The following is a 13,109-nucleotide window of genomic DNA, read 5'->3' as shown; positions in this document are numbered from 1 at the left end:
TACCCACTCAGAGCTGGCAACTCACGCGTCGCGAGATTCCCGCGAACATCCACAACTCATCGAGGTAGTAACTGAAGCAATGTCGAAAACCGTTGAGAAGTTCCATGAGGATCTTCAGCAGTCCATCCTGTTGGTCGCGTCAGGCGAAGGCACAGAACAGACCCTCGCTTCAGCCTTCACCGACTACATGTTCGAAGTCCTCACGGACGCAGGGGAGGTGGAGGCCCCTCAAAGCGCGGCTTACGAGCGACGCGGCGCACGCGCGTCAGGATTTGAGATCAGCGATGACGGCACAACACTGCACCTATTCCTGACAGACTATTCCCCAACCGACCAAATCAGGGCACTTGGCAAGCCGGACGTCGCCAAGCACTTCAAACGGATGACCGAGTTCGTCACGCAGACCGCCGAGGGCCTATGGAAGAAGTTGGAAGAATCCGCACCGGCCTGGGAAATGGCTCGACAAATTCACGAATCATGGCGCGAGATTGTCGAACTCAGATTCACCGTCTTGACGAACGCGGAGCTCAAGACTGATATACCGTCGTTGGACTCCTTATCAAAACGCCGCGTGCAGACCGCCGTCTGGGACATCGACAGGTTGTACAAGCTCGACTCAAGTGGTCGGGCGCAAGAGCAGATTGAAGTCGACGTCGAGGAGATCTGGGGGGAGCCCCTCCCCTTCCTCGGGCCGCACGGTGCATCTGCCTCTTACGACGCCTATTTGCTCGCACTTCCAGGCGAATTCCTTGCAGAGGTCTATGAGCTGTACGGCCCTCGGCTGCTCGAGCTTAACGTCCGCTCATTCCTTCAAGCGCGCGGCAAAATCAACAAGGGGATCCAGCAGACAATAACCGAGGAGCCCGCCAACTTCTTTGCGTTCAACAACGGTGTCTCCATGACTGCCGCGAAGGTCGACATCGTCGCCCTCCCAGACGGGGCGAAGGGGATAGGAAAAATCTACGACCTCCAGATAGTGAACGGTGGCCAGACGACGGCTTCGCTCTATTACGCGATGGTCAAAAGTCGAGCAGACCTCTCTGATGTCGTTGTTCAAGCGAAGCTTTCAGTTATCACCCCTGCTAATCGCGACAGTTTCGTGTCGCAGATTAGCCTGTACGCAAACAGCCAAAACCGCGTGAATATGGCCGACTTCACATCGAACGATCCGTTCCATGTCGAGCTCGAACGCCTCTCACGCACCGTTTGGGCGCCGCCGCAAGGCAACAACAATCATATGACTAGGTGGTTCTACGAGCGCGCTCGCGGACAGTACGCGGACGCACATGCCCGCGAGCGCACCCCAGCAAAGCAGCGAGAATTCAAGAAGATCCATCCGTTGAACCAGAAGTTCACAAAGACCGATCTTGCTAAGTTCGAGAACACTTGGGACCAACTGCCGTGGCTCGTCGCGTACGGAGCAGAGAAGAACTTCCGTGAGTTCATGCTCAGGCTAGACAAGCGTGGCAGGTTCAAGCCGTCGCCAGAATATTTCGAAAAGCTTGTCGCTAAAGCGATTCTGTTTCGTTCAGCTGAAAAGCTCATAGGAAAGCTCGCCCTCGGTGGCTACCGCTCGCAGACAGTCACCTACACGTTGGCGAAGCTGTTTAATACCACTGGACAGAGGATCGATCTGCAGCCGATATGGAAGGCACAGGTGTTGCCCGACGCGGTAGCGGACGCGATCACTGACCTCGCTCCGCAGGTGCACGCCACTGCTTAAGGCGGCCGGCACGAGAAACATCAGTGAATTCGCCAAGAAAGAGGACTGTTGGAAGGCAGTCCTCGATGTCGAGTGGGCGCTCAACGCAGCGTTGGATCGTGAGCTCATAGCAGGTTCCGGGCCGCGCCCGAAAGCGATTGACAGCATCGGCGAGGTTCTGACTGAAGACGAGGAAGCCGCCAAAAGGCGCGTGGAGGATACTCCTGCCGAGACCTGGTTCGCACTCTCCAAGTGGGCCAAGCAGACCGACAACCTCCAAAGCTGGGAGCGCAGTCTCGCATTTAGTCTTGGTCGCAACGCTTCCCAAGGAAAGCCGCCATCGCGAAAGCAGGCCAACCACGGGGTCCGGATCCTCGACCAGGCTGAAGATCTCGGCTTCCGGGGGGCGCCCTAATGCAATGACATGGCGTAGCACTGCTGCTCGGCGACACGTCCGTTGTGGCGAATGAAGGCAATTTCCAGGAGGGCTGAACGAGTATGGACGACGCGATTCGCTATGCACTCAACAATTTTTCGAATCTGTTGAAGGAGGGACACAACCTCGAAAGCGCCCGCGACTTCCTCCTCCATAAGATTGGGATGAACGCAAGAGTCGTGACCGCGGCGATCGCCGAACACCACCGGTTGGCGCGCGGATATAGGGAGTTCTGGGAGCCACGCGTACTCGCCGACGGCACCGCGATCCCCGAACCTTGGTATAAGCCATCAGAAGACGACATTTTCTGGCCGGAGCTCTACGCCCATCTCAATGCGAAGGAGGGGTGGAATGGTGCGCCGTTGACGGCGTTGGACCAAGGGTCGTCGAAAGTCGTCTCCTACGTCCAACCACCCTACGCGGTGCCGATCAACACACGAGGTCTTGTAGTCGGCTATGTGCAGTCCGGCAAGACCTCCAACTTCACCGCCGTCATATCAAAGGCAGCAGACGCCGGATACCGCTTATTTATAGTGCTATCCGGACTACACAACAACCTGCGTCGCCAGACGCAGCTCCGCCTCGAGGAGCAATTGGTCAACCTCAACGAGCACCGCTGGCTTCCCCTGACCTCGGAGACCGGAGATTTCGGCGACCCAGTGAAGGCAACACCACTGCTGGCGCAAAAAGATCTCCGACTGCTCGCCGTCGTGAAGAAACATAGCCTCCGCCTCAACAACCTCATTGGCTGGCTGAATCGCGCACATGAAGCGCACGTCCTCAACAAGTGCCCGATATTGGTCATCGACGACGAGGCTGATCAAGCGAGCCCAAATACTCGCAAAGCTGAGCAGAAGCGTGCGGTTATCAACGAGTGCATCATCAAGCTGCTCAGCTTCCCGAAGGTCGCCTATGTCGGCTATACCGCCACACCGTTCGCGAACTTCTTCATCGACCCCACATTTCCTGAAGATCTCTACCCTCGGCACTTCATATGTGACCTGCCGATGTCGCCTGATTATTTCGGACCCGAGTCACTGTTTGGGCGTGAACCACGTACAGCGGACGAGCCCGAGGTAGCCACCTTGGACATGATCCGGCTCGTCGACCACAGCGAGCTAGCCGAGTTGGTGCCTCCCCGGAAGAAGGGCGCATCAACTACATTTCAGCCGGCGGTGACGGCCTCGCTTCGGCTCGCCTTAAGGTGGTTCCTTCTTGCCGCAACGGCACGCCGAATCCGTGCGGGCGAGCCGAAGCACACCACCATGCTGATCCACACAAGTGACCGCGTCCTGGCTCACAACGCCATGTGGCAACCGGTTGCCGACGAGTTGAAGTCACTCAAGCATTCGCTTCAGTCAGTCGACAAGACGGTGCTCACGGAACTGAGAGAGCAGTGGGAGAGCGAGAGCAAGAAGGTTGATGGCGCCGCTTGGGGTCATACGCCCATTCCGCCCAATCCCGTAATCGATGGCATGGCCGATACCATTGCACTCCTTGGTAATCTAGACGACCGCGATTCTGAGGAGTGCGGACTGGTCGTCGACAACTCTTACAGTTTCCGACGCCTAGTTTACGACGACGAGAAGCCGCTGCCGCTGATCGTTATTGGCGGCAATACGCTATCCCGCGGCTTGACCCTCGAGGGACTCGTTTCGAGCTTTTTTGTTAGAAGAGGGGCTACCTACGACACTCTCCTCCAGATGGGTCGCTGGTTCGGCTATCGTCGGGGCTACGAAGATTTGCCGCGGATGTGGGTCACGGCGGAACTGAAAAGACAGTTTCGTACACTAGCAACTGTCGAGGACCAGATACGCTCAGAAATCACACGTTACGAGGAACTGGGCCTCTTGCCCATCCAAGTTCCTGTCAGGGTGCGGAAGACCAAGGGACTAGCAATAACTGCGCTGAACAAGCGTTACTACACCAAATCACTCAAGATCTCTTACTCGGGCCAACGTCCGCAGACCATCCTCTTCAGCCCGGATACCGCTTGGCTGCAGCGAAACCTGAAAGCCACTCGAACACTTCTGAAGGCGTGCGTCGACGAACGTCGCGAAATGGCGGATCATGGCAACCGCGTGGTCATTCGCGACGTACCTGCCAGTGCCGTTCTCGAATTCTTCGATAAAGAGAGCGGGTACCAGTTCCATGAAGGAAGTACCGAGCTCAACACGGAGTCACTACTCAATTATGTTGCAGGACAGAACAAGCACGGTCAACTCGGCGTTTGGAACATCGCCGTTATCAGTCGCCATGAGCCGTTGCTAGACAATACGGATTGCAGTATCGAGCTGGGACTGAAACGAAAGATCAACCTCATCGGCCGATCCAAGCTCAGTGACGCATCAGACAGCACGACCGTGAATATCGGAGTTCTGACGAACCAAGTCGACTGGGTTGCCGACCTCGACGTCGTCGGCGGAGCCGCCTCGAAGTCTCTGTCTGAACTAAGGCAAATGCGAAATAATTCAGGTCGAGCAGTCCTATTGATATATCCAATCGCGAGAAATTCGCCAGCCAAGACAACATCACGCACCGACGACGAAAAAGTCCAGCTCGACGTCGATGAAGACGTGATCGGGGTATCGGTCGCTTTCCCGTGGGGAATTACGTCCGACGACGTCGACGACGGCTACGAGGTGGTCAAACTTCCAGAACATTCGCCAGATCTTTCAGCAGAGGGTGACGAAGAGGAGGACGAGGACGACGAACCGGGGTCCGAAACGGACGACGGGGAGGGCAACTTCGACGACACCGTGATCAAGTCATGAGGGGCTTGGATCTAGACCCACTCTGGCAAGTCGCCGAGGCGCAGCCGTCCTTGCCGGGCAGGGGCCGTGCACACGGAACCGACTTTTCAACTGCCTGCGGCGAGATCCTTATCGCGGTCAATGAAGATGGTTCGCGGGCAGTGCTTTTCCCGACAGAATCGGACGATGCGTTCGCATCGGACACAACGACCAAGGTCCAAGTGACTAAACGGACTCTTCGGTTCGACGGTGACGAGGCCGTATACGTCGCGGTCTCGTGCAGTGCCGATAGACTCAACGGAGTATTCACTACGCTCGCCGCTGAGATGATTCAAGCCTCCGAAGGTGTCAGTCGCCCTAGTGCGGTAATACTCGCCACCTTGGATGAATGGCGCGACCTTCTGTCCGGTGAAAAGAGTGAAATACTTACGGAATCCAAGCTCGTCGGTCTGGCGGCGGAACTCCTCACTCTACTGGCAGTTCTGTCAAGCGATCCGCATCGCGATGTGACGGTCTGGACAGGGCCTCAGGGCGCATTGCACGATATTCGCCGCGGGCCGGAAGCACTCGAGGTCAAAGGGACCTTGAGTCGAGAGGGACTATCGGTCGAGATTCACGGCCTACGTCAACTCGAACCTCCGACAGACGGCAGATTGCACCTAGTGGTGTTTCGCCTGGAGCGAGATGTAGAGCATGGCTTTTCAGTACCCGACCTCGTTAGGTCGATTCTCGACTTGGGAGTAAGCCGCCTAGAATTCGTGAAACGGCTTGGGCACGTTGGATACGACCAAGCCGATGAAGCTAACTATGCAGAATTGCGCTACGCCGTCGTCGATAGATACGTATACGCGGTAGACGGTACCTTCCCTCGAATCGTGCGGGCCTCGCTCGTCGCTGGCGATGCTCCAGCGGGGGTGACGCTGCTCCGTTACACCGTAGATCTCGCCGGCGCGACACCCACGCCTCTGTCGACAACGGAGGCGGATGCCGCAGTGCAAACAGTCGCAGGAGTCTCATGAAATCATTGGCGTGGTTTCCGGAACCGGTACCGGCTTGGGGGTCGTTCTCCGCCCAAGGGCTTCGTGGCGTACTCGGTCGTCCCCGGCTTCATCCGCTTGCGATTCTAGTACGTGAGACCGCTCAAAACTCCTGGGATGCAAGGCTCTCACGGAAGACGGTGAACTTTTCGATTCGGGGAATGGAGCTCAACTCCGACCAACGCGCTGCGCTCTCCGAGAAGGTTTTCGTTGAGAGGCCATCCCGAGGTTTAAAGCTTGCGAAACCTCTGGCTAAGAAAGATTTACGTGTTCTCGTAATCCGCGACACCAATACGGTCGGACTTGGAGGCCCAGTTCGAGCCGACAATGCCAAGGAGGGGTGCGCGAATCGCTGGGTTAGGTTCTTGCTTGACATCGGAGTCGCGGATCGCGTCAGGATCGACGGCGGCACTTATGGCTTCGGGAGATCAATCGCCTACAACGTCAGTTCGTTCAACACATTGCTCGTCTACAGCCGCACGCAGGACGAGCTTGCGACGGCCGAATCTCGGCTTATTGGGTCTGCGCTAGGTGCCCCTTTCAGCGCCGGCGGCAAACGGTACACTGGGCGGCACTGGTGGGGCCGCGAATCGAGGGGCGCCATTGAGCCGGTCACTGGGACCCAGGCCGATAAGCTTGCCACCGCAGTCGGTTTCGAACCGTTCTCGAGCGACGAGACTGGAACTGCAGTGATGATACTCGATCCGGTTTTGCGCTCGGCTGATCCAGAGCAAGCAATGCAATTCATCGCAGAGAGCATCACCTGGCATCTCTGGCCGAAAATGGTTCCCGTAAAACGGAGAAGACCAATGACCTTCTCGGTGAGCTGGAATGGCAGGGATATTCCGGTACCCGACCCAGGCAGACTTCAGCCACTCCCAGGTTTCATCAGGTCACTCCAGTTGCTGCGAGAGGATGCACCGGAGGGAGTCACGCCAGACGGCGTCGAAATCGTGACGATTGCCGCACAGCGACCGAAAACCACGCTCGGGAAGCTGGCACTCAGCAAGTTCGCTTATAGGACTCGACAACAATCTGCGTCGCACACTGACGACGATGCAGGAGATGCGATTCCCGTTCAGGCAAGCCCATTCACAGGTCAGTCTCATCACGTGGTGCTCCTGCGCAAGCCCGAACTAGTAGTTTCGTACATGCCTGGTCCCTCGTTGCCTGACGGCGATCTCCAATGGGGCGGCGTGTTTATGGCGGCGCTCGAACACAACGAAGCATTTTCCAGGGCCGAGCCGCCGACGCACGACTCGTGGGAGCCAGAAACTGTCGAAGATAGGACGCAGCGCCGAATCGTAAATATCGCACTGCGGCAAATCAGTTCACATGTCAATCAGGTGTATCGTCCTCCTGCCACTGAGACCAGCAGCAGTGGGAAATCCGTCGTCCGCGTAGCGAACGCACTCGCTCCGCTGTTCTCCGGCATATCCGGTCAAGGCGGCAGCAGTGGAAGCGGTGGTGGATCTAGCGGATCGCCTGCAGGTAGACGAGACCGTCCGAGGGTGCACATCGAGAGCGCTAAACCCCTGTTGCACAACGATGTCCGCGCATCCGAGATCCGATTCAAGGTAACCCCGAGCGCGAAGAGCTCGGTCACGATTGTCGATATCACGGTGGACGTTGCGGTAGGCGACCGAGGCGTCAACGAAGGCAAGAATCGCCCTGTCGGCGCACCGGTACCCAGCATTCTCGAGGTTGAAGGGCCGTTGACCGTTACGATTCACGATGCTGATGGTTGTCCGCTCACCAGTGCGGCTGGGGAACGCGCGATTACCCTCGTCATCGATTCAACTGAAGAGACGGAGTGGCGAGTTCTCTCGACAGCACCGAATGAAACCGCGGTGGCCTTCACTGTCGAGGCGGACCCAGAATCGCGGACTGCGTCAGCAGAGGCATCGCTATGAGAGCGTCCGTGACTCCTTTTGCAACGGCGGATGATCGCTGCGTGTGGTTCGCCAACGGTTGGATGGTCGTACGCGAAGGTGTTTCACAGATACTGGGAGAATTTCTCAGCGACTGGGATTACATGAGCTCACTGCACCTTGTGGCTGAGGTCGAAATCAACACCCACGCCACACGGAATAGTACTCACCAGGGCGACTCGGCGCGCTTCGCACTCGTTGTTACCGCGGCATCGAGCTCTACGCGTTTACGTGGACCCGTATGGCAGACCACAATCCCGGCGGTCGACAGCTCAACCTTCACCGTTGATATTGAGCTGGCAGGCTATGAGCTCGGGGGGCGGCTGGATTTAAGCACCAGTCTCACTCTCATCGAACCCGACCCCACCGATGCTATCGGCGCTTCGGAGCGCGGCGCGATCCTCTGGAGGAGTGTGTACTCCGTTGCGTTGGAAGGCGACGCGACGCAGTTTCCCACCGAGAGTGCGGATCTGTCCAAGTATCCGTACAACAGCCCCGCTACCGCTTGGAGGCTCGAAGCGGATACTGACGATTTAGATGCAATTGCGGCCGCAGCTATACGGTTACTGGTCAACCACACCCATCCCGTTATGGCGGCGGCGCTAGACGGTGTCGACTCCCGAGAGGTATCAATCGCGATACATGCTATGCGCTGGGATGTCACTCGCCAGCTTATCAATCTCGCCCTCGACAATTCAGAGTTCATTGAGCGCCACGGCTCTTTCGACGAGGACACCTTGGGCTGGACACTGTCAAACATCGTGCGGACCCACTTCCCTGACGAAACACCGTCGTCGCTGCGCACGATGCGTCAGGCACTCCCGAGCGCGTTCGAAGCCGCGCTACAGAACGCATCGAGGATTCTTGGATGACCCCTAGATTCTTCGCGCCGAGCGAACCCATTGGCTCGTACGTTTACCCACGCTTGCCGTGGAGCGCCGCCCAGGCGCTAATCGACGAACGTACCCACCTCAGTCGCACCGAACTCGAAGTGGCCAGCGCTACAAGCCATCCATCCGCGGCACCGGCGCGAATCGGGACTGTGGTGTCCGAGTCGACGCTAGCTACACTGCGCGATCGCGTCAGGTCTGCACTAAATGGCGTCCATCCTGGCTTCGCATGGCCGGTGTCTCGGACCCGAGTAGCAGAGTTCGACCGAATCCTCGGAGCGTGTCTGCTCGAGAACATGCGAATCGTGCCGTCCGACGCGGCCGCCGAGGGCGTGTGGTCCTTCTTGACGCTCGTCTTATTGCCAGAGGTAGGTCCCTGGCGCTTCCCAGACGCCGGCGCCAAACGATATCGAGGTGTCCACCGCAACGTGCTTCGTCGTACGTGGTGGCGAGCGTATGTGCTGGGGTCGGACCTGGGCGGGGCGACGAACACCTCCCCGCACCTCGGGGAAGACGAGCTTGTTCAAATTTTTGAGCGCTCGAGTCTCGCGGCGAATCACCATATCGCTCGCGCTATCGCTGCTGCAATTCACCGTAGCGCTGGCGATCTGCCCGTTGGCCGGTCGGATTTCGTAAGGGACCTCACAAGACGTCTATTACGACTGATGCCGTTTATGTCGTTCGACGCATTAGCGATAGAGGATTTCGAAATGGTGATTGACCAACAGATTAACGCAAGCCTCGCCGCGTTCGCTACAACGCGCGCTGGGCCTCAGTAAGGACGGGCGCAGCGCCAAGAGCGCCGCACTCGAACGTGTCCGTCGAAGAATTAGATCGGGTAGCTCCAGCGTTCCGTCAGAAAACGATGCTGGGTACCACTTCCGCTCTCTAGCTTCAATCATCCCTATAGGGGGATTCGATCGCAGGGCATGCTACATGTTGTCGATGCCTCTCAGAAGTTACTCGGATGTCCCGAACAGGATCGTGAGGTTGTTCCTTCAGGAAGCCGGGCGTCAGTACGACGCGAATCGTGGATACCCCCGCTTTGGATCAATGCCTAAGAGTCTCATCAATCGCTTCGCAGGCCAGTGCGCGTATTGCGGAGCCCCAGTCTCGAAGCCCATAGAAGAACACTTAGTGCCAATGAACCGCGTGTCGGTCGGCCTACACGCTTGGGGCAACGTCGTGCCTGCCTGCAAGCCGTGTAACGATGCGAAAGCAGACAACGCATGGGCCAGCCATCCTCGTCTTGACAACGACCGCCGCGCGATGATTCAGGCGTATATCGACGAGTTTGGGTATGCGCCGGTTGTCGATGAGCTCCGAGTGGTGATCGAAAAGCTCTACGAACTGGCCGATAGGCAAACCCGTGCATTGATCGAGTTTGGTTTGATAGCTTCCCAGCCTTACATCGCAGGTCTTCACGCGTCACCCCCCGGCAGTCGCGAGAACCGAATAGGGTAAGAGTCTTCGGTCGACTAGCGGTCGTTAATCCGACTCCGCGTCGCAGAGCGGCCGCCTTGGATGACTTGGTGCGCGCATTTACCGGTTACCTCACCTCCACCACAGCCAAGTGCAATGTGCATCGGTGTCCTGAGACATTGTTCCGATCCCACTCGTCGCGCATTGGTTTCGCACATCCGAGCACGCCAATGAATTAGCCGTCAATGCTGCGACTCGGCTCCTCCACCTGGGCAACGACGTGAAAAGCGCTAGCCGAACCGATTGGTGGGGGTTTGTTCTCGTGGCTTGGCGCATCCTCACCTGATTTGACCGAGACCCGAGCCCGACGATTTTCAAGTCCGGACCGCCTCACCGCCCGCGTCGGGACCATCACCCCCGCCTACCGTTGTCACTGCAATCGACGACAACACATGGCGTCCGATGGATGTCGCCGAACGAGCAGTCACAAGACCCGAAACCTCCTACATGACGCGCCCACGTCTCGGTACGCTGCGATGGTGGCAAAGGAGGACGTGACAAGGGGCGATGTGCTGGCAGCGCTCAGTGAATTCGACACCTTGCAGCAAAAAGCATTCCTCCAGAAGTACGGCATGAAGAAGGCCACTAAGTACTTCGTCAAGCACGACGGAAAGCTCTACGACTCGAAGGCCATACTGGCTGCCGCCCATGGACACCACCAAGATTACGCACCGTTGGTTTGGGAAGATTTCTCGGGCGGCAAGGCCGACGCGGTCAAGTTTCTGCAGGATCTAGGCTTCGAGGTGGCCGAAGCTCGCGACTTCAACTGGGCAAGAGACGAGCTAATCCTTGCCTGTGACCTGATGTGCGACAACGACTGGAAAGCCGTCCGGGCACACGACCCTCGAGCAGTTGAACTCTCAGAGTTGTTACGCCGCATGCCACTACACCCGGTGGAGCTCCGTAAGCCAGACTTCCGCAGCCCGAACAGTATCCAACAGAAGACCTTCAACATCGAGACCAGCTTTGGCAACGACGGCATGGGCGGCAAAAAGGCGACTAAGGGCGGTGCACTAGACCTCGTCGTTAGGAAGGAGTTTCAGGATGACGAGAAACATATGCGTGCCGCGGCGAAACTCATTCGCGACGGTCTGCTCTCCGGGATACTGGCCGGCGAGTCGCTCGGGCTGCCCGATTTAGACGAAATGGAAAGCACCGCAGTCGAGGGCCGACTACTTGAGCGGCGACATCTGTCACGCGAGAGGAGCCGTAAGCTACGGAAAAACAAGATCGCAAGCCACCTCAAATCACACGTAACCCTGGCATGCGAAGTTTGCAAATTTGATTTTTCCGCAAAGTATGGCCCACACGGCGACCGCTACATCGAATGTCATCATGTTATCCCCCTCGCCAAATCAGGCGCGAAAGAAACGAAGCTGCAAGACCTCATTCTAATCTGCGCCAATTGTCACCGAATGATCCACCGTCGTAGCCCTTGGCTGACTCCGGACGAACTCCGAAATCTCATCGCGGACAACGCGAATAAGAAGTGACAGTTTGGCGACCGATTGCTCGGTAGGTCTTCGCGAGCAAAGGAACCATTTAGCGAGCCTCCGCGAAGAGACGGGCTCATTCGTCGAACGCAGATACGAGGTCGAGGACGAAAGGAAGTTTATTTTTGGCAACCGAAATGCTACGTTCTGCGGTAGTGAAGGCTGCCATGGGCGGTAAGCAGGCGTCCGTGGCGGGGCTACGTCATCTGGTCGCAGGCAGTCACGAGCTCTTGGAGCTCCGCATAACGCAGAGGGCTGATGTGTGCCAGTTTGTTTCGGGCATCATGCAGCCGCCGCGCGGCCGATCGCAACTTGGGGTTGGTGCCACCGATGCGCGCATCAACTAGCAGTCGGAGTGGACCGACTTCGATTGAATCTAGATCCTCGATTGGCTGGTCTACGAACATATTCGTCGCCGCCTCGCGGAACCTGGCCCTCCCGAGCAGTTCGATCACGCGGTTTTGCAACATCAACCGCCTCTCCTCGATCCAAGGTAACAGAATGCGGGCCTGTGCTGCCCACACCATTCGGTCGATACCCCTTGGCACCGCAAGAGCGTGAGCCGTTACCGAATGCGTATTATGCCAACCGTCTACGCGATAAAGATCCCAATGACCTAGGGCAGCATCTGTAGGTTGGGCGCCGAGAGCGGCACTTCCATGCAGATTCGAATCATGAAAGTGAATAGGCATCAACTCCCGCTGCAGCGTTTCAGGATCTCCTGACCAGGCATCCGAAAGACGCTCGGCCAGGCCGAGGTCCCAGCGCGCCACCTCCACGATAGTCTCGGTTCGTATGTCTGCAAGCACGCGGGACCCCGAGGGCCGCGGATCAAATTGCGATATGTGTGCAGCCACATCCCATCGAGCTACACGCTTCCACCACCAAACCGTCGCAATGTTGACATCTGAATTCTCACCGCCTGCGAAGTTGGGGAGATGCTCGTGGCTACCAATCACGATAATCGTCAGGCGCTCATGGCTTGGGGTAGAACGTGACTCGGTGTTCAGGCGACGAAGAAACTCAGGAAGTTCCTTCTTATGAGTCTCGGGGTGGTCGGCAGCAACGATCACACCCGCCCATCCCCATGCGTCTCGATGCTGCATCAAGCCAGGGATCGTCACCGGTGGATGCTCGTCCCATATAATCGACCGTCCGATGGCCTCGACTAAGGTGCCCGATGCGGTATCCGCGACCACGTACTTGGCATCGACGGAATGACTCAGCTCGAAAATCAACTCACGTGCCAGCGCCGTGGTCAGGTTAGTATCCGATGCTAACTTTTGCGGTAGCACGATCACCACATGCCGGCCCCTGCCATGCTCACGCAGCGCATCCCATATCAGTGAGCGCGGTCCGGGTAGGCGCCAAACCCGTTCGTCCAC

Annotated in this window: 8 protein-coding genes; 7 read left to right on the top strand and 1 reads right to left on the bottom strand. The window is 57.6% G+C overall.

Annotated elements, in window-relative coordinates; all coding sequences use genetic code 11:
• The first annotated feature begins 79 nt into the window (after positions 1-79).
• From G6N36_RS25965 to G6N36_RS25935, 7 genes are all read left to right on the top strand, one after another.
• Complete coding sequence (locus G6N36_RS25965; RefSeq protein ID WP_163689587.1) at positions 80-1,723, top strand: AIPR family protein; 1,644 nt, start codon at positions 80-82, stop codon at positions 1,721-1,723.
• 477 nt (positions 1,724-2,200) lie between these two features.
• Positions 2,201-4,912: a Z1 domain-containing protein gene (locus tag G6N36_RS25960; protein WP_163689586.1), complete on the top strand. Its 2,712-nt coding sequence runs from the start codon at positions 2,201-2,203 to the stop codon at positions 4,910-4,912.
• Positions 4,909-5,910 carry a PD-(D/E)XK motif protein gene (locus tag G6N36_RS25955; protein WP_163689585.1) on the top strand — a complete coding sequence of 334 codons (1,002 nt, stop codon included), beginning with the start codon at positions 4,909-4,911 and terminating at the stop codon, positions 5,908-5,910. Before G6N36_RS25960 ends, G6N36_RS25955 begins: the two co-directional genes overlap by 4 nt.
• Positions 5,911-6,068: 158 nt before the next feature.
• Complete coding sequence (locus tag G6N36_RS25950; protein WP_163689584.1) at positions 6,069-7,841, top strand: hypothetical protein; 1,773 nt, start codon at positions 6,069-6,071, stop codon at positions 7,839-7,841.
• 41 nt (positions 7,842-7,882) lie between these two features.
• Positions 7,883-8,731, top strand: a complete 849-nt coding sequence (locus tag G6N36_RS25945; RefSeq protein ID WP_163689583.1) for a hypothetical protein — start codon at positions 7,883-7,885, stop codon at positions 8,729-8,731.
• A 954-nt stretch (positions 8,732-9,685) separates the two neighbouring features.
• Positions 9,686-10,213 carry an HNH endonuclease gene (locus G6N36_RS25940; protein ID WP_179964873.1) on the top strand — a complete coding sequence of 176 codons (528 nt, stop codon included), beginning with the start codon at positions 9,686-9,688 and terminating at the stop codon, positions 10,211-10,213.
• A gap of 497 nt (positions 10,214-10,710) precedes the next feature.
• Complete coding sequence (locus G6N36_RS25935; protein WP_163689581.1) at positions 10,711-11,724, top strand: HNH endonuclease; 1,014 nt, start codon at positions 10,711-10,713, stop codon at positions 11,722-11,724.
• A 197-nt stretch (positions 11,725-11,921) separates the two neighbouring features.
• Here G6N36_RS25935 and G6N36_RS25930 read toward each other — a convergent pair whose 3' ends face one another.
• A complete protein-coding gene (locus G6N36_RS25930; RefSeq protein ID WP_163689580.1) occupies positions 11,922-13,109 on the bottom strand; it encodes a hypothetical protein in 1,188 nt (395 codons plus the stop codon).

Origin of the sequence: Mycolicibacterium gadium (assembly GCF_010728925.1) — a bacterium.
GTDB classification, from domain to species: domain Bacteria; phylum Actinomycetota; class Actinomycetes; order Mycobacteriales; family Mycobacteriaceae; genus Mycobacterium; species Mycobacterium gadium.
This window is presented reverse-complemented; position numbering and strand designations above follow the sequence as displayed.